At 36.4% G+C, this 18,905-nt stretch carries 15 protein-coding genes; 9 read left to right on the forward strand and 6 right to left on the reverse strand.

What is annotated here, in order from left to right; all coding sequences use genetic code 11:
* The first annotated feature begins 447 nt into the window (after positions 1-447).
* Entirely contained in the window at positions 448-3,168 is a 2,721-nt protein-coding gene (locus NX902_RS03365; RefSeq protein WP_341160548.1) for a tetratricopeptide repeat protein, read from the forward strand.
* A gap of 65 nt (positions 3,169-3,233) precedes the next feature.
* On the opposite strand, the gene NX902_RS03370 is transcribed toward NX902_RS03365, so the two are convergent.
* The 5 genes from NX902_RS03370 to NX902_RS03390 all read right to left on the reverse strand — a co-directional run bounded on the left by NX902_RS03370 (position 3,234) and on the right by NX902_RS03390 (position 8,126).
* Positions 3,234-4,883: a glutamine--tRNA ligase/YqeY domain fusion protein gene (locus tag NX902_RS03370; protein WP_163187371.1), complete on the reverse strand. Its 1,650-nt coding sequence runs from the start codon at positions 4,881-4,883 to the stop codon at positions 3,234-3,236.
* A gap of 407 nt (positions 4,884-5,290) precedes the next feature.
* The gene (locus NX902_RS03375; protein WP_095330634.1) at positions 5,291-5,617 is read right to left on the reverse strand and encodes an AzlD domain-containing protein; all 327 of its coding nucleotides are present in this window, start codon (positions 5,615-5,617) and stop codon (positions 5,291-5,293) included.
* The gene (locus NX902_RS03380; protein WP_095330636.1) at positions 5,614-6,339 is read right to left on the reverse strand and encodes an AzlC family ABC transporter permease; all 726 of its coding nucleotides are present in this window, start codon (positions 6,337-6,339) and stop codon (positions 5,614-5,616) included. The genes NX902_RS03375 and NX902_RS03380 overlap by 4 nt, the downstream gene beginning before the upstream one ends.
* 268 nt (positions 6,340-6,607) lie before the next feature.
* Entirely contained in the window at positions 6,608-6,817 is a 210-nt protein-coding gene (locus NX902_RS03385) for a hypothetical protein (RefSeq protein WP_095330638.1), read from the reverse strand.
* Between the two features lie 91 nt (positions 6,818-6,908).
* On the reverse strand, positions 6,909-8,126 hold the full coding sequence (locus NX902_RS03390; RefSeq protein ID WP_095330640.1) for an MFS transporter: 1,218 nt from the start codon (positions 8,124-8,126) through the stop codon (positions 6,909-6,911).
* Between the two features lie 460 nt (positions 8,127-8,586).
* Between NX902_RS03390 and NX902_RS03395 the strand changes: the two genes are divergently transcribed.
* The 4 genes from NX902_RS03395 to NX902_RS03410 all read left to right on the forward strand — a co-directional run bounded on the left by NX902_RS03395 (position 8,587) and on the right by NX902_RS03410 (position 12,516).
* Positions 8,587-9,933, forward strand: coding sequence for an aspartate kinase (locus tag NX902_RS03395; RefSeq protein WP_163187369.1), 1,347 nt, complete (start codon positions 8,587-8,589; stop codon positions 9,931-9,933).
* A 234-nt stretch (positions 9,934-10,167) separates the two neighbouring features.
* Complete coding sequence (locus NX902_RS03400) at positions 10,168-10,977, forward strand: transporter substrate-binding domain-containing protein (protein WP_095330644.1); 810 nt, start codon at positions 10,168-10,170, stop codon at positions 10,975-10,977.
* Positions 10,978-11,140: 163 nt separating this feature from the next.
* Positions 11,141-11,797, forward strand: coding sequence for an amino acid ABC transporter permease (locus NX902_RS03405; RefSeq protein ID WP_095330646.1), 657 nt, complete (start codon positions 11,141-11,143; stop codon positions 11,795-11,797).
* Positions 11,794-12,516 (forward strand): amino acid ABC transporter ATP-binding protein, encoded by a 723-nt coding sequence (locus NX902_RS03410; protein WP_163187367.1) that lies wholly within the window; start codon positions 11,794-11,796, stop codon positions 12,514-12,516. The genes NX902_RS03405 and NX902_RS03410 overlap by 4 nt, the downstream gene beginning before the upstream one ends.
* A 97-nt stretch (positions 12,517-12,613) precedes the next feature.
* Here the strand turns inward: NX902_RS03410 and NX902_RS03415 are convergent, their stop codons facing one another.
* Positions 12,614-13,375 (reverse strand): class I SAM-dependent methyltransferase, encoded by a 762-nt coding sequence (locus NX902_RS03415; RefSeq protein ID WP_163187365.1) that lies wholly within the window; start codon positions 13,373-13,375, stop codon positions 12,614-12,616.
* Between the two features lie 605 nt (positions 13,376-13,980).
* On the opposite strand from NX902_RS03415, the gene NX902_RS03420 reads away from it, so the two are divergent.
* From NX902_RS03420 to NX902_RS03435, 4 genes are all read left to right on the forward strand, one after another.
* A complete protein-coding gene (locus NX902_RS03420; RefSeq protein ID WP_047941764.1) occupies positions 13,981-15,186 on the forward strand; it encodes an amidohydrolase in 1,206 nt (401 codons plus the stop codon).
* Positions 15,187-15,232: 46 nt separating this feature from the next.
* Positions 15,233-16,447 (forward strand): M20 family metallopeptidase, encoded by a 1,215-nt coding sequence (locus tag NX902_RS03425; RefSeq protein WP_163187363.1) that lies wholly within the window; start codon positions 15,233-15,235, stop codon positions 16,445-16,447.
* Between the two features lie 419 nt (positions 16,448-16,866).
* Positions 16,867-17,889, forward strand: coding sequence for an ABC transporter ATP-binding protein (locus NX902_RS03430; RefSeq protein WP_275068813.1), 1,023 nt, complete (start codon positions 16,867-16,869; stop codon positions 17,887-17,889).
* A complete protein-coding gene (locus tag NX902_RS03435; RefSeq protein WP_163187361.1) occupies positions 17,886-18,899 on the forward strand; it encodes an ABC transporter ATP-binding protein in 1,014 nt (337 codons plus the stop codon). Before NX902_RS03430 ends, NX902_RS03435 begins: the two co-directional genes overlap by 4 nt.
* Positions 18,900-18,905 lie beyond the last annotated feature (6 nt).

Consider the following 18,905-nt stretch of genomic DNA (forward strand, 5'->3'; position numbering starts at 1 on the left):
AGATGGAAGGAATAGGATGGACCAAAAGCGATTATTTTCCAAAGAGTATGTTCCTTTATAATTTAAAGGTCTATTGCTATTTTCCCTTGAATAATCCACACTTTGTTAATTGCGATAGTGAACTAGGTAAAAAGACGGAGAGGATAAATAAAAAACAGGGAAGAAAGGTACGATGGACACTAGAGGATGGGGGTAATAATCAGTAATCTAAATATAATAGTACTTATAAAATAGCACTAAATATATGAAGAAATACCAACATTCTAGAACGATTACTTAGCCTGTTATTATATTGTAAAGAGATTGAATCGGTTTCGAAATCCATGAAATAATCTGATTTGCTACAATGAAGGATAGCCTACATAAGACATAATGATGATGGATAAGCATAAATATATTATTTAGAAATGATAAAAAACCACTCTAAATGAATAGCAGGGGGAAGTTATGACATTAGAAAAAAAACTAATTGAAAAAACATATTATGAAGGATACTTACAGGATAGAGATGAGTCGCCAATTGAAGTTTTAGGCCAATTATATATAGCAGAACAAAGAAAGAATGTTCCAGATTTAACTTCCATCCGTTTCGCACAAGGTGAATTATATTTTCAATACCAGGATTATGAAGCGGCAATTTTTAAATGGGAGAATATTAGCAATGAATTGGAGCCGTGGGCAAAGAAAAATCTTGCTGATGCTTATTTGGAATTAGAGGAATATTCTACAGCGGAAAGTTTTTATAAATCCGTTGTGACAGATTCAGAGCTTCTGCAAACAGAAATATCGCTGCAACTGTTTTCTTTGTATCTCCAAAAAGAGAATCATGAAATGGCATTGGGGATTATCAATAATCTGGTCCTTACCAATCCAGACTATGCCAATATACCAACTATTGCGAAGTCTTATTATGAAGAACAGCAAAATTGGGAGAAGGCAGTAGAGCTTGCTGTTAACGAAGGTAAAAGAACGGATGGATTAAAGTGGTATGAAGCATTAATTCATTACAGCAACTTAGGAGTGATTCAGCAGTTTGAGCCTGCGTACTTTATAGAGAGCTTAAAAAATCTTCAAGAATTAGACTTTGCTACTTTTGAGAGATTATCTATTTCGTTATGGAAAAACTATGAAGACACAGCCTATTATCTAACATGGGTAACGGCATTTAATAGCATTTATGAACCTGTTCCTTGCGAGGGAGAAGAAGGATTAGCGCATATTTTGGAAAGTGCGTACGCTCATTTAATTGATGGCAGTTATTCGATTAAGGAAGTGGAAGAAATCGTTCCGACTCTTTTATCCAATTACTTCTTATCTTCAACTGGACAACAGATTGTATCGGCAGCATCTGCAGTTCTAGCTTGGAATGAAATGTATAAACACTCGATGGAACAATCTGTTGTATCAAAAGCAGAGATGGTGATTAATGAAACAACAGAAACAAATGTATCATTCCAGCAATTTATGAATTTATTTGAATCTATTATCGAGTGGGCAGATAAGCATGATATTCCATTAGACAAGAAGTTTACACAAAAGGTACATGATTTTCTTCCATCAGATCATTATCAGTTATTAATGGTGGGATCTGCTGGAAGTGGTGTAAATGCCTATATTAACGAGCTAGTAGGAGAGACTATTTTAGCAGAAGATACAAATGCTATTTTGACGATAAAGGATAATGACTATCTTGAAATAAACGAAGTAACCAATTCTGGTTTAGAATCAATTGATACACTCACAAATTTTTATAAGGAATTGCTTGTTCAACAGGAAAGCCCGAGAGTATTTCAGTTAGACACTCCTTCTCATTATTTAAACCAAAATAGATGGACAGTTACCACTGCTCCATTTGTAGAAAATGCATCTTATGCAGATTATGCTATGCTTGCTGACAGTCTCTTATTTGTTATTAATGAGCGGTCTGTTTTTTCTTATACGGAATATGAACAATTAAAGCAATGGAAGGAAAAATCGCCATTTTTAACACTGCAATTTTTAATTTATATCGATGATTTAGATAATGAAAAAGTAGCATCCAAGCGTTTGCAAAAGGCGATGTCTGCAATTCAGCATTATTTTCCAGATAGCAAGATCTTTATTTATTCCAAGCAAGAGGAGAGAGAAGTTCAGCTAGATGAAATTAGCCGTTATTATTACCACCATTTTGCAGCCAGAAAGATGAATGAAGAACGATTGCAAAGCTGTATTTCTATTATTCAAGATTTAATTACTAATCTATTGGATAAACGATTGGATATGGAAGATAGTTTAAAAGCATCACTCCAGCTTTATGAGGAAATGGTAAGCAAGCTGACTGGGGCAAAAAATCAACTGATTGATATGGAAGCCTCTAAAAGTGAGATCATAACAAAGCAGTTTGATGAAATCAAAACAGAAACGCATGAGGCAATAAAAAAAGAAATTCCAGCCATTTTAAAAGGATGTAAGGATTTTATAAAAGAAGATAGTGATTATAGTAAAATGCATATTTCTCTAAATAAAGAGATGAATAGACGAGTAAACGAGTATTTAAATGAAACCTTATCACCGAAAATCCATCGAAGCATTGAAGAATGGATTCAAGCAGCTCATAAACAATTAGAGGATGGCCAACTATTCCTTAATGAGCTAAGCCAAGGCTTTAATGGAATTTACAACGAGCATCCAATAGAGTTATCTTGTGATTTTGTGATTATAGAAGATTGGAAAAGAGATGCACGCCGGTTATCAAGCGGACTTCGCATCGAACCATTAAATATTTTCAACCGTTTTAATGCATCTCAAGTATTTCTGAAGAGTGCTGGAAAGTTACTTGGTGCAATTCAGCAAAATAATAAAATGCTTCAATCAAGATACCAAAAGTATCTGGAAACAGAGGATTTTTCTGAATTGGCAGCATCTGTTTCGACAGCTGTTTTACAGCATTTTGATTTCTATGAAAAGGGATTGGAAAATGATATTAAAATGTTCTTTGTTCGTCCAAAAGTAACATTAGAGCAATTTGCTGAGGAAAAATCAAAAGATATAGTAGAATATAAGAATTTATTAGAACGATTAAAGAATAATCCAGAATTGTTCCATGACCCATTGAAGTTATTCGAACTACGCCTCTTGCAGTATGACTGGCTTGCCAATACAACCAAGCCAGCAACCACATGGATGTAAGTCAATATAAAAAAGGAGGAGAATAGTCGACTTTTTCGATTATTCTCCTCCTTTTATTGTATTGCTTATAGTTTAAAGGAACTCTTCAAGGAAACGATACGGTTAAATACCGGCTTTTCTGGAGTGGAATATTTAGGATCCACATTGAAGTATCCGTGACGGAAAAATTGGAATTTATCTTGTGGTTTAACATCCTTCATATTTGGCTCAATAAAGCCTTGAATTCTTTCTAGAGAATTTGGATTAACATAATCTAAGAACGTTTTTCCTTCTTCCATTTCTTCATCTTCATCTGTAATTAGTGGTTCAAATAAACGGAACTCCGCAGGGATAGCCTGAGATGCTTCGACCCAATGCAATGTCCCTTTTACTTTTCTACCAGTAAACCCAGTTCCACTTTTTGTTTCTTTATCATACGTACAATGAAGCTCGATTACATTGCCTTCTTCATCTTTAATTACTTCTTCGCACTTAATAAAGTAAGCATGCTTCAAGCGCACTTCATTACCAGGGAACAAGCGGAAATATTTTTTGGGAGGATTCTCCATAAAGTCTTCTTGTTCAATATAAATTTCACGAGAGAATGGAATTTGTCTAGTTCCCATCTCTGGATTTTCCGGATTGTTTTCCGCTTCTAGCATTTCTACTTGACCTTCCGGATAGTTAGTAATAACTACTTTTAACGGATTTAGGACACCCATTGTACGAGGTGCTTTTAACTTTAAATCTTCCCGTACAAAGTGGTCAAGCATGGCAGAGTCAACGGCACCAGAGCCTTTTGAAATTCCTAATTCCATACAGAAATTACGGATTGCTTCAGGTGTAACGCCTTTTCTTCTTAAGCCAGAAATAGTAGGCATGCGTGGATCATCCCAACCATCTACATATTTCTCGTCCACAAGAAGCTTTAATTTACGTTTGCTCATTACGGTATTCGTAATATTTAAACGGCCAAATTCGATTTGTTGTGGCGTGCTTTCCATCTCACATTCGCGAACAACCCAATCATATAGAGGACGTTGATCTTCGAATTCTGTTGTACAAAGAGAGTGTGTTACGCCCTCAATTGCATCCTCTATTGGATGAGCGAATGCGTACATTGGATAAATACACCATTTATCGCCTGTATTGTGGTGAGTAGCATGGGCAATACGATAGATAACAGGATCCCTTAAGTTAATATTAGGGGAAGTCATATCAATTTTTGCACGAAGAACCTTCTCGCCATTACCGAATTCGCCATTGCGCATTGCTTCAAATAATTGAAGATTTTCTTCAACTGCGCGATTACGATAAGGACTTTCCTTTCCTGGCTCTGTTAACGTTCCGCGGTATTCGCGAATTTCATCGGCTGATAAATCATCAACATAAGCGAGTCCTTTTTTTATTAATAAGACTGCACGGTTGTACATTTCCTCGAAATAGTCAGATGCAAATAATAAATTTTCCCATTCATATCCGAGCCATTCTACATCTTCCTTAATAGAGTTTACATATTCAATGTCCTCTTTTAAAGGGTTTGTATCGTCAAAGCGTAGGTTGGTCTTACCTCCAAATTCATCTGCTAGTCCAAAGTTAATAAAAATAGACTTTGCATGACCAATGTGCAGATATCCATTTGGTTCTGGCGGAAAACGCGTGATAACCGTATCATGCTTCCCAGTTTCTAAATCTTCTTTCATGATGTTTTTTATAAAATTAGAGCCCATCTCCAAGATTATAGCCACCTTTCTAATATGTATGAATACTTTTAGAATAAAATATTTAGCTTAGCCATTCGTCTATATCGAAAATATCCAAACGATCTTAGTATGATTATATCAATAATATAACCAATATTTTATTATAAACTTCACAGAAAGGAAACGAAAGTACAATAAATTTGTTAATTTTTATGGATTTGGATGGTTTATTTACAAGTTATGGAGTTTTTGTTAGGGATATCCATTTATTAAGTGGTGATTGTTCATAAGGCGGATGAAAACCGAAAAAGGAGGAGGTAGAGGGAAAAGTGGTGTTCATAAGACAGATGAAAACTGATAAGGAAAGAGCTAGAAGAAAAAGTGTTCATCAAAATAAAAAGCCTCTTTATATAAACAAAAAGAAGCTTTTTACAACATAGCTACAATACCAATCTCACGACAGCCATACACACAACTCCGAATAATACGGTAGTTAATAAACTTTTACTAAGAAAGGCAACAATAACAGTAGGAATCGTCGCAAGAAGCGCTTCCCAATTAATGCTAATACTATTGCTTCCGCCAGTTTCTAAAAGACTTTCTACGATTAAACCGGTAAAAATGCATACAGGAAGATAAGAAAGCCACTTTTCGACAGATGGAGAAATAGTAAAATTACGTGCCACTAAAAAGGGGATTACTCTCGGAATAAACGTTACAAGTGTACAACCGATTAATAAAAGAAAAAAGGTCATATTGCTCATCATTTATCTGTCACCACCCCAATTGTAGCAACGACGATAGTCGATATAATAACACTTAAGCTGCTTGATAAAAAAGTCGAGAAAATAAGCATGCAGACAATCATCAATGTGATTAACAATAAATAGTGTTTCAGTTTAGTAGGTTCAATTGTTTGCAGCTGGAGAATAAGCAAAGCAATAAACATAGCTGGCAAGGCATAATCTAATCCGAATTGTTCAGGATCAGGAAACCAGCCTCCAATATATCCTCCGACAGTACAAGCTGCAATCCAAACAAGGTAGGCAGTAAGATTTAATCCGTTCATCCATCTATCATTGATTGGCTCTTTTCTAGCAATTTTGGTAATAGCTACTCCAAATGATTCATCTGTTACAAGACTGCCAATGCCAATATTTTTTTGTATAGAATATTGGGTAAATTTAGGTGCTAGGGCGGAGCTTAATAATAAGTGACGTAAATTTACAATGAATGTTGTAAGAATAATCGCACTGATAGGACTTGCAGCTGCAATCATCGCACAAATAATAAACTGGGAGGCACCAGCATAAACAAATGCAGCAAGCAGGAAAACATGCAGGATAGATAAGCCGGATGATACACCGACTACTCCCATTGCAAGACCGATGCTGATATAACCAAGCAAGGTTGGAATACAGTCTTTTACTCCATCCAAATAGGAGAGTGTGTGTTGTTGTTCTTGTTCTACTACTTTAATACTTTCCACAGTCAATCCCCTTTATCGCAAATTAGTAATTGCATATATTATATAAGGACGTAATGTTTTAGGCAATGTCTTATTGTATAGGGGTAAGAGGGAGAGAATGCAGCTGAGAGATTAAGATTACATAAAGAATAAATAGTTAGCAAGAGTATATGTAGAGGATATTAGCGTATCAAATAAAATAGCCATATGTACGCGAAAAAATGAAACAATCCCGGTAGGGGTAGACAATTTTAGAAAGGGGTGTAGAGAAGGATATCCAAGAAAAATATTAAATTAAAAAATAAAAACCATTCTCATCATATCTAGAAGAATGGTTTTGTTTATATTTCTTTTCATTTCGCGTTAATCGTTCTTTCTTTGTTTTCGTTATTTTCGTGATTGGTACAATGCTGCCCCAGGAACCTCTGCGCATCGTTGTATCAAATCCATTTTCACGCAGCACTTTGTCGCGTTTCTTTCTAGCCTTTGATTTAGCCATAGTTATCCTCCTTATGATGACAATTATTTTTCCATTTTATTATACATCATAAAGGAGGAAAATGGTTATTATTTACACAGCAGCTAAATCTTTAGGAAATCGAATGTTTAGCTAACTTAGGATGGCGGTGCATCATAGTAAATAGGAAAATACCGCTTGCTAATAAGAGAATACTAGTTGAAAAGAATACCATAGAGAAACCAAAGTTACCTGCGATTAGTCCACCAAGGGCAGGACCGATTATATTTCCGAGAAAACGAAGACTTGTTTCATATCCCATTACTTCTCCTTGCATAGCAATAGGTACTTCTTGTCGAATATAAGCAATACGTACAGGAACCATGCCCCCAATTGCAACGCCGAGAATAAAGCGGATAATCAGCAATTGCCAGTATTGATTAACAAATCCTCCTGGGAAATAGATAATTCCGGCAATAAACAGGAGAATAACAAGTACTTTGAGGTGACCAGAGCGATCCCCCATTTCTCCCCATTTCCGTGCCATTAGTAAATTCCCTAAACCTGCAGCGGAGAAAGCTAAGCCAGCGAAAAAGGCGATATTTTCCGGACCATGCAATTTACTGACATATAAAGACAGAATAGGCTGGATGCTGAAATGGGCAATTTGTATAAAGGCTGAGATAAGCAGAACGGTAATGAATACAGGGTTTTTAAGAATATAGGCCAATACCTCTTTGCTTGTATAGCTGCTTTTTGTACCCTTTTGAGCAGGCAGAACAAATTCTTTAGTTGTAAATACTAGAATAGCAGATATAAAGATGGCAAGAGAAGTAAATCGGAAAGTCGCCGCATAGCCGAAACTATCCGCTAATACGCCTCCAAGTAAAGGACCAATCAATGATCCAGTAATACTTCCTGTCTGTAAGGTTCCTAATACTTTACCAGCAACTTTTTTGGGAGTTTGAGTGGAGATAAACGCTTGTGACATTGGGATAAAGCCTGTGAAAAATCCTGTGAAAAAGCGAAGAATAAAGACTTCCCATACAGAATCGGCAAAACTCATTAGAAATATGGAAATGCCTAATCCGATTGCTAAAATGATAAGAATCGTTTTTCTTCCAAATTTATCGCCAATTTTTCCCCATATCGGTGAAAACAAGAAAGCTGCTACAAAGGTCACAGAGAAACAAAGCCCCGACCAATGCTGCACAAATTCAGGTGAATATTGACCAAATGATTCAATATAAAGCGATAAAAATGGGAGAACCATAGTCATGCAGGCACTAATAAAGAAGTTAGCGAACCACATGATTCCTAAGTTTCGTTTTGAATATTTTTGGTTTTCCATTTTGTAAAACACTTCTTTCTAAATATAGTAGAAATTTTATTAAGGTTCCTCCATCTGAAATGGATGGAGTACAAAAGGAGGGATGAGGAGATTGTTAGTAATTGCACAATAAATTTCGTTTAACTAAATATTAGTTTAACGTAAAATTTACATAAATGAAAGTATTTTGGATTATTATTTCCAATAAACAACGTTAAGTGACGCTCAAATTTTTGGATGAAAGTCTTTGTTATAGGTATTTATAGTGATTAACTCAAAATGAAAATCACATTAATTACCAGTTTTATTTTAAGATTTAAGGAGTAGAAGCCAAGTGGAAAAATACATTTGTTTACTCTATAAAAACAAATGTATTTTTAGAGAGGAAATGACTTGATTATTTATCATGAAATAGTGATAATAGCCATAGTGAACAATTTAGAAAATTGTTACTATTTAACAATCAGTGGGAGTTGGCGAAATGAAGGTTGTCAAATTTGGGGGTAGTTCTCTAGCTACAGGGAAGCAATTGGAAAAAGTGTTACAAATAGTAAAGGCGGATAAGGAGAGAAGGATTGTCGTCGTGTCTGCTCCTGGAAAAAGATATGATTCAGATACGAAGGTAACGGATTTATTAATTCAATGTGCGCAAGCTGTGGTAAATGGAAGTGGTTATTCTTCTTATTTAGAGGAAGTGTTAGATAGATATGCTAGTATTGCTAAAGAATTGGATTTATCGAGTGATATTATAACGAATATTAAAAGCGACTTATTGGATTTAATAAATACATCTTCTAATATAGATGCTTTTATGGAAGCAATGAAGGCTAGCGGAGAGGATAATAATGCTAAATTAGTTGCACATTTCTTTAAAGCTAGAGGATTAGATGCCATTTATATTAGTCCAAAGGAAGCGGGCTTGATTGTTAGTGATGATCCCGGAAATGCTCAAGTACTTTCTGAATCTTATGATCGGTTATATTCCTTAAGAGAAGAGAAGCGAATAATTGTATTTCCAGGTTTTTTTGGTTACAGTGAAGCGGGAGATGTAGTGACATTTTCAAGAAGTGGATCAGATATTACGGGAGCGATTCTCGCCAATGGCGTGAAAGCGGAGTTGTATGAAAACTTTACAGATGTGGATGCTGTTTACTCTGTAAATCCTTCCATTGTAACGCAGCCGAAAGAAATTAAGGAACTTACTTATCGGGAAATGCGTGAATTATCATATGCCGGTTTCTCTGTATTTCATGCGGAAGCTTTAATTCCGGCGTATCGTGCAGGTATTCCAGTTCAAGTAAGAAATACAAATAATCCATCCGCACAAGGAACAAGAATAGTCGCTTCTAGAAATAATACGAATGGTCCTGTAATTGGCATTGCTAATGATAAGGGATTTTGTTCTATTTATATTAGTAAATATTTAATGAATCGTGAAGTAGGGTTTGCCAGAAAAGTTCTATCGATATTAGAGGATTATCATATTTCGTATGAACATATGCCGTCTGGAATTGATGATTTAACAATTGTTTTACGCCAAGATCAATTGACAGGGAAAAGCGAACAAGAGATATTGGCTAGAATATCAGAGGAACTACAAGTGGAAGAAATAAAAGTGGAACACGATTTAGCGCTTATCATGCTTGTAGGGGAAGGGATGCGACGTAATATCGGTACAAATGCCCGTGCATCCAAAGCACTTGCGAAAGCGGAAGTGAATATTGAAATGATTAACCAAGGTTCTTCTGAAGTAAGCATGATGTTTGGAGTAAAAGAAACAGTTGTCAAAAAGGCTGTAAAAGCTTTATATGAAGAGTTTTTTGTATAGTAGAGAAAAAAGAAGTTCCTTTTTAAAATTAGAAAGAGGGACTTCTTTTTAACTCTTAAATTTTATGAAAATTCAAAAAAAGTTTGCTTGTATATAAATAAACAAAAAGTTATAATGAATGCATTATACAAGATAGTGATAAAGCAAACGGAAAAATTTTTATTTTAAATTAATTGAAAATTCTATATTATTTTAATATACAGTTTTCAATCAATCAAAAGAGGGGGATTTACAATGAGGAAAAACGGCATTTTATTTGCTTTATTTATATCGATTGTTCTTGTTTTAGCAGCATGTGGGACAGGTTCAGAAAAAGCAAATAGTGATGGAGACGGCAAAAAGAAATTAAGAGTCGTTACAGATGCGGCTTATGCACCATTTGAGTATATGGATAAAGACAAGATTATTGGCTTCGATGTCGATATTTTCACAGCGGCGGCAGAGGAAGCTGGCTATGACTTTGAAATTGTCAACGTTGGATGGGACCCACTCTTTGCAGAATTAGAAAATGGCACAGCGGATGTTGGTTTATCAGCCATTACAATAAACGATGACCGACTTAAATCCTATGATTTCTCTGTTCCATATTTTGAAAGTACGAATAAAATTTTGGCACCAGAAGGTACTGATATTAAGAAAGCGGCTGATCTAACGGATAAGACTGTTGCTGTTCAATCAGGAACAACAGGTGCAGATGCAGTCGATGCGCTCCTAGGAAATGGCAATGAAAAAGTAAAAAAGTTTGAAAATAATAATTTAGCTATTTTGGAAATGAAGAATCAGGGTGCAGCTGCTGTTGTGGCAGATAATGCAGTATTAGAAGCATATGCGAAAAATAATCCGCAAGATAACTTTATCGTGATTGAGGATAAAGAAGGATTTGAATCAGAATACTATGGATTCATGTTCCCGAAAGATAGTGAGATGGAAGCTGATTTAAGCAAAGGTCTTAATGCTATTTTTGATAATGGTAAATATGCAGAGATATATAAAGAATGGTTTGGGCAAGATCCAGATATTGAAAATTTAAAAGCACAACAATAGAAGAGTCGCAAATGAGGAAGGTACTCAGGATGGACATTACCCGCTTTGACAAGGAGGGAGCACAATACTTCTTCTAGATTGTATCTTAGTGAGGGAATGTTCCTTCTGAGTGCCTATGCTGATGAATATCAGTCATTTTGTGGTCTTTGGAGGAGAAGAGGTAATGGATTTTAATTTTACGATTATTTTAGAGTATGCTGACTTATTTAAAAAGGGGATATTAGTGACCATTCAATTATCCTTGTATGCAATAGTATTTGGTACGGTTTTAGGTTTATTAATCGGCCTTGGAAAAATAGCAAAGAATCAATTGGTTGCTTTTCCTTTCCGTTGCTATATTGCTATTTTCCGCGGCACCCCTCTTTTTGTACAAATCCTAATCATTCATTTTGGATTTATCCCATTATTTTTAAATACAACCAATGCCATGATAGCAGCAATTGTTGCATTATCGCTTAACGCAGCTGCTTATATTGCAGAGATTTTTAGAGCTGGAATTGAATCCATTGACCGTGGTCAGATGGAAGCAGGCAGATCCTTAGGGATGACGCATATACAGGCAATGCGATACATAGTACTTCCTCAGTCCTTTAAACGAATGATTCCCCCGTTAGGCAATGAATTTATTGTATTAATTAAAGATTCTTCTTTAGCAGCTGTTATTGCTGCTCCAGAGTTAATGTACTATGCAAGGCTGATGATGGGACAGTATAACCGAGTTTGGGAGCCATATTTAACAGTAGCTGTTATTTATCTTGTCTTAACCTTAACATTAAGCTTCTTCTTAACTCGTTTGGAAAGAAGGTTGAAAACAGAATGATTGTTGTTGAAAAATTAAAAAAGTCCTTCGGAGATAATGAAGTATTAAAGGATATAAGTATGACTATTAATCAGAAGGAGGTCGTCGTAATTATTGGTCCTTCTGGATCGGGAAAATCAACTTTTTTGCGCTGCATCAATTTACTAGAAAGTATATCGGATGGAACGATTCATATTAAAGGGAAGAATATTACGGATAAGTCCACAAATATTAATGAAGTACGTAAGGATGTAGGGATGGTGTTTCAACAGTTTAATTTATTCCCGCATAAGTCAGTTCTTCAAAATATTATGCTTTCACCTATGAAAGTAAGGAAGGTCTCAAAAGAAAATGCTCGGATAAAGGCATTAGAATTATTGAAAAAAGTGGGCTTAGAGGATAAAGCAAATGTATATCCTGATTCACTCTCTGGTGGACAAAAACAGCGTGTCGCCATCGCGAGAGCACTCGCAATGGAACCAAGTATTATGTTATTTGATGAGCCGACGTCTGCGTTAGATCCAGAGATGGTAGGAGAGGTATTGGAAGTGATGAAGGAACTTGCCAAGGAAGGAATGACGATGATTGTAGTAACGCATGAAATGGGATTTGCAAGAGAAGTTGGAGATCGTGTGATTTTCATGGACGGTGGATATGTAGTCGAAGAAAATACACCAGTAGAGTTATTTACACATCCGCAAGAGGAACGTACCATCTCTTTCTTAAGTAAGATCTTATAAAGTGGCAAGAAGACAAGTGAAACTTCTATTGAAGGAGATTCACTTGTCTTTTGGTATAGGTGTGCTATCACATGTTTTTATAAGGTTAATCTTACCGTTATTGTTTTCTTACAGCTTCAAAAGTAATGATTTGACTTGCGTTTGATGGTTGCTTCTCGTAAACATAATCAGCAGAGCACGTAATATCAGAGAAACCGATATTTTCCAAAATAAGCTTAAATTCTTCGATTCCATACCAACGCAAAGCAAAACGTTGTAACTCGGTTTGAATCAACTTTCCTTTACGCCATTTCTCATATTTCAAGTAGGAAATAGTAAATTGATTGAGCCAATCCAATTCAATCGATTTGTTTTCCAGCGTAATCCCATCCCCGTTAGGTAGGGAAAAAGTTGAAGTAGAAATCTCTCCTGTTTTCCAATCATGAGGTAATAGAAGATCAACAATCAAGCGTCCTCCTGGAACAAGATGTTTATAAAAGCACTTCAATGCGTTTAGAGAGTCTTCTCGTTTTTCTATTAAACAAAAGGAACCTGTAGGAATAATAATTGCCTTATAATTAAATGGCAATGAAAATCCCTGTAATTTATCTTCATATAAATTAGGGCTTAATCCTCTTTCTTCACAACGTTTCCGACAAGAGTTCAACATTTCAGGAGAATAATCAATTCCATCAATTATATATCCCGCCTCAAGAAGTGGAATAATAAAACGTCCTGAGCCAACTGCAGCTTCTAGAATATGCCCCTGACAATTTTTTAACCGTTCTTGGTAATATTCAATATCCCCATTTAAAGAGTACCCCACAGGCTTTGTTAAATCGTAGAGCTCGGTACAAAGTTCGCTATAATAACTAAACATATAGTATTTTCCTCCATTTTTGTATACGGAAGATTTTTAATAAAAGAAACTTCTAATATTAACCCCTCCGTACCCTGTATTTAATTGATAGTTGGAAAGAACGGACTGTCATAGTAAATCACTCGCTTTCAATAAGAGATAATAAAAATATAACACAATATTTTGATGATTTTTTTATTTATGCTGAATAAAGGTATATATACATTCTTAAATCATCTCTAAATGAGGTGTCGCCCCAGTATCATCGAACTTGGATAAAATTTATTTGTTATAGAGAAAAGTAATATTTTTATCGTTTTGGGGAACAAGCATTTTTTACTTGATGGGCATGTGGTAGAACACCATTAGGAGAAAGGAATTAATTTAGTAGGAGAAAAATAAATAATGTAAACGATAACAACCCTAATGAATAGAGATGATAGGAAAAATAAAAAGTTGTTGATTTAATCTGAATATTTTGATGATTAAAAAAACTTATTATACATTGCTTGAAATTACCGTTAATATAAAAGAAATCAAAATTAAGGGATATAGTTAAGCTGCATTTTTTCTAACTTCTCAAGAAGTATTCCTTATTCATAAGCAAATTTATTAGGAGGGGTAGTATGTTAAAAAAATGGCATAGTGAATTAGCCGAGATGTTTGATCAAATGGTTGAGTGGAGAAGACATTTTCATCAGTACCCAGAACTATCTTTCCAAGAGGTGGAAACACCAAGAATGATTGCTGAAATTTTAGAAGGATTCGGTATTGAAGTAAGGAGAAATGTTGGTGGAAGAGGAGTAGTTGGGAAAATATATGGAGCCAAACCTGGCAAAACGATTGCGCTGCGAGCAGACTTTGATGCATTGCCAATTCAAGATGGAAAGGATGTACCGTATAAATCGAAGGTGCCAGGAGTTATGCATGCATGTGGACATGATGGACATACAGCTACTCTTTTAGCAGTGGCGAAAGTACTTCAAGATAATAGGGATAGTATTGCCGGGAATATTGTACTGCTTCATCAGCATGCTGAAGAATTATCCCCTGGTGGAGCAAAAGCAATGATTGAAGACGATTGTTTAAAAGATGTAGATGTCGTTTATGGGGCGCATCTTTCCTCATTAAATGAACTCGGAAAATATTATTATAAACCCGGATACTCGCAAGCAGCAGCAGATGCATTTGAAATTACCATTAAAGGAAAGGGTGGACATGGTTCCGCTCCTCATGAAACAGTGGATGCGATTGCGGTCGGTACTGCGCTAGTCAGCCAGCTACAATATATTGCGAGCAGACGTGTAGACCCATTAAATCCCGTTGTACTATCTGTAGGATCCTTTCATGGAGGAAAGGCGCAAAATGTCATTGCTGATACTGCTGTGATGACAGGAACCGTCCGAACACTAGATAAAGATCTGCGTTTATTTATGGAAGAAGAGATCAAATTAATGGTAAATGAGATTTGTGAGAGCATGCAGGCTACTGCTGAAATTAATTATATAAAGGGATACCCAGCTGTATATAATCATGAGGAAGAAGTAGAAGTTTTTGAAAAGGTTATAGAAAATTCATTAGATAAGAATATGTTAGTTCGTTCCGTACCAATCATGGGAGCAGAGGATTTTTCTTATTATTTGCTTGAAAAGCCGGGCATGTTTTTTCATACAGGAGCAAAAGTCTCAGAGGGAAAAGCTTATCCTCATCATCATCCAATGTTCGATTTTGACGAAAGAGCAATGATTTATGCTGGAAAAGCATTTTTGAGTATTGTCGATAATTATGTATCGATCCAAGTAAAAGAAAACCTTGCTGAACCAGTTCTATAAGAAAGATCTTTTCGAAAATTAATGTAATGGGATGGGAGCGATTGAGATGCTAGAGAAATGGTATGAAGAAATTGAAGCTATGTATGAGCAAATGGTAGAGTGGAGACGATATTTACACGAAAATCCAGAGCTATCTTTTCAAGAAATTAATACAAGTAAGATGATTGGTGATCTGTTGGAAAGTTTCGGAATTGAAGTAAGACGAAATGTTGGTGGAAATGGGATTGTAGGTAAGATTTACGGTGCTAAGCCTGGAAAAACGATTGCCTTACGAGCAGACTTTGATGCCTTACCGATTCAGGATGAAAAGAATGTAGCTTTTAAATCGAAAGTTCCAGGTGTGATGCATGCATGTGGACATGATGGGCATACAGCTACATTGCTGGCAGTAGCAAAGGTTCTTCAGAATAATGCGGAAGAACTGGCTGGGAATGTAGTTCTATTACACCAGCATGCGGAGGAATCACCGCCAGGGGGAGCCATTGCCATGATTGAAGATGGCTGTTTAGATGGTGTAGATGTTGTCTATGGTGCTCATTTAGCCTCTGGCAGTGAACTAGGAAGTGTCCTTTATAGCATTGGACCAGTATCCGCTGCAAGTGACGCATTTGAATTAAAAATTCAAGGGAAAGGTGGACATGGAGCATCTCCCCATCAAACAATTGATGCTGTTGCAGTTGGCGTCCAAATTGCCAATCAACTAAAACATATTGTTAGCAGAAGAGTAAACCCACAAAAGCCCGCAGTTATTTCCATTGGATCATTTCATGCAGGAAATGCGGGAAATGTCATTTCAGATACAGCTGATTTAACTGGAACCGTTCGTACATTCGATGAAGATGTACGATCATTGATCATAGAAGAAATGGAGCAGCTAATTAAAGGGGTATGTAAAGCTTTCCATGCAACATATGAATTTAATTATACCAAAGGCTATCCCTCTACTGTAAATACAGCGGATGAAACAAATATACTCGAAAAATGTTTGATAAATACCTTGCCAGAAAGCAAGCCTGTCATAATAGAAAAACCAGGAATGGGTGGAGAAGATTTCTCTTATTATCTACAAAATCGACCTGGATGTTTCTTTTCAGTAGGGGCTAGAAACGAAGATATAGAGGCAATTTATCCTCATCATCATCCAAAGTTTACTTTTGATGAAAGGGCCATGCTCCATACAGCTAAGATATTTTTAAGTCTAGTAGATTACTACACGAATACAGAAAGGAAAGAGGCTTTGGTGAACAGCTCTACAATATAAAGTCTAGTATTCTAACAAGCGATAAGCGCCTATCAGCTAGCAAACTTCCAATCATCTCTTTTGCGTAGTCAACAGCAGTTCACTAGCGTTCACTGTGTTTCCTTTATCTTAGTCGATGATCTTCGACGTACAGGGATGTACTAGTGTCGACGTTGCAACAGGACGTTGCGTAGTTAGTCGACCAGTTTGTACGCTGATGAGCAAGGCGCTTACGCTTTACGAAATAACAGGGAAAAACGTTCTAAGTCAGAGAACGATCTAGCTCCAGCGCCTATCAGCTAGCAAACTTCCAATCATCTCCCTACGATAAGTCAACATCAGTTCACTAGCGATCACTGTGTTTCCTTTATCTCAGTCGGTGATTCTACAGTTTGTACGCTGATAAACAGGCGCTTACGCTTTTTAAAAGGAGGGGAAGTATGGTGCGGAATATTTTAGAGGTGGAGAAATTGCAAACGGCTTTTCGGACGGATAAGGGGGAGGTTATTTCGGTAGAGGAGGTTACTTTTCAGCTTAAGCCAGGAGAGACTATTGGTATTGTAGGAGAGTCAGGCTGTGGTAAGAGTGTTACTTCCCTATCGATTATGAGACTATTAGGAAAACATGGTTATATCAAAAAAGGCACGATAAATCTGAAAGGAAAAGAATTAACGACACTAACGGAAGCGGAGATGCGAAAAGTTAGAGGAAATGAAATTTCGATGATCTTTCAAGAACCAATGACTTCTTTAAATCCGGTTTTTACAATCGGAAATCAAATGGTGGAATTAATTAGTCTACATATGGGCTTAAATGCCAAAAAAGCAAAGAGCTATGCGGTAGAAATGCTGAAAAAAGTAGGAATTCCAAGAGCAGAGGTAATTATTGATGAATATCCACATGCTCTTTCTGGAGGAATGCGGCAAAGGGTAATGATAGCGATGGCTCTATCTTGTAAACCGAAGCTTCTAATTGCAGATGAACCAACAACAGCATTAGATGTAACCATTCAAGCGCAGATTCTTGAATTGATGAAAAGTTTAAAAAACGAATCAGAGACAGCGATTATGATGATTACCCATGATTTAGGAGTTATAGCGGAAATGGCTGATAAGGTTATCGTCATGTATGCCGGGCAGGTGGTAGAAGAGGCAGATGTCTTCACTCTTTTTGATGAGCCAAAGCACCCTTACACCAAAGGCTTAATCGATTCTATTCCACATTTAGAGTATGATTCCCAAGAAAAATTATATTCTATTCCAGGCTCTGTTCCGACATTACAGCAAATGCCAAAAGGCTGTAGATTTCATACTCGCTGCCCTCATGTCACTGAAAAATGCATTGCCGAAAAGCCTCCCCATATTAGCATAGACAATCAAGCAGATCACAAGGTTCGTTGTTGGTTGTATGAGACACAGCAACAAGGAAACATGCTGGAAGAGGAAAGGGAGGTTAAGATATGAGTGTAGAAATCTTGTCTGGAAAAGACGGAATATTCAAAGAACAAATGCAGCCATTAGTAGAAATCCAAAATTTAAAAAAATATTATCCAATTAAAAAAGGGATATTATCGAAAACCGTTGGCCATGTAAAAGCAGTAGACGGTCTTGATTTTTCCATTTATTCTGGGGAAACAATTTCCCTTGTTGGTGAATCAGGGTGTGGGAAATCCACTACTGGAAGAGCTATTGTGAAGCTAGATCCTCCGACAGATGGGAAAGTTTTATTTGAAGGAAGGGATATGGCTGCCATTCAAAACAAGGAATTAAGAAAAATTCGCACAGATATGCAAATCATCTTTCAGGATCCCTATTCTTCTCTCAATCCGCGAAAGCGAATCGGTGATTTATTGGCAGAGCCTTTAATTGCCCACAGACTTGCGTCAAAAGAAGAAGCAAGTAAAAAGGTAGATCGAATGCTTGAAATAGTAGGATTAACTAAATTTCATAAAAGCAGATATCCTCATGAATTTTCTGGCGGTCAAAGACAAAGGGTAGGGATTGCTAGAGCCCTTATGCTAAACCCAAAATTGATTGTTTGCGATGAACCGGTATCAGCATTGGATGTTTCTATTCAAGCGCAAGTACTAAATTTATTAAAGGATTTACAAAAAGAATTTAATTTAACCTATTTATTTATTGCCCATGGTCTAGGAGCAGTTAAGTATATTAGTGATCGAATTGCCGTCATGTATTTAGGCAAAATTGTGGAAATTGGAAAGACTGAAGAGATTTTTAGGAATCCAAAGCATCCTTATACACAAGTGTTGCTGAGTGCCTATCCGATTCCTAATCCTCATCTTCGAAATAGAGAGCGGATTGTGGTAGAAGGGGATGTTCCAAGTCCGGCAAATCCACCAAATGGCTGCAGGTTCCATACTAGATGTCCTATGGCACAAGCTATGTGTAAGGAGAAGGAGCCGCTATTAGATGGAGCAAATCATTCAGTTGCCTGTCATTTTCCACTACGTTAAAGGAGG

This window comes from Niallia sp. FSL W8-0954, from assembly GCF_038005605.1.
GTDB classification, from domain to species: domain Bacteria; phylum Bacillota; class Bacilli; order Bacillales; family Cytobacillaceae; genus Niallia; species Niallia circulans_A.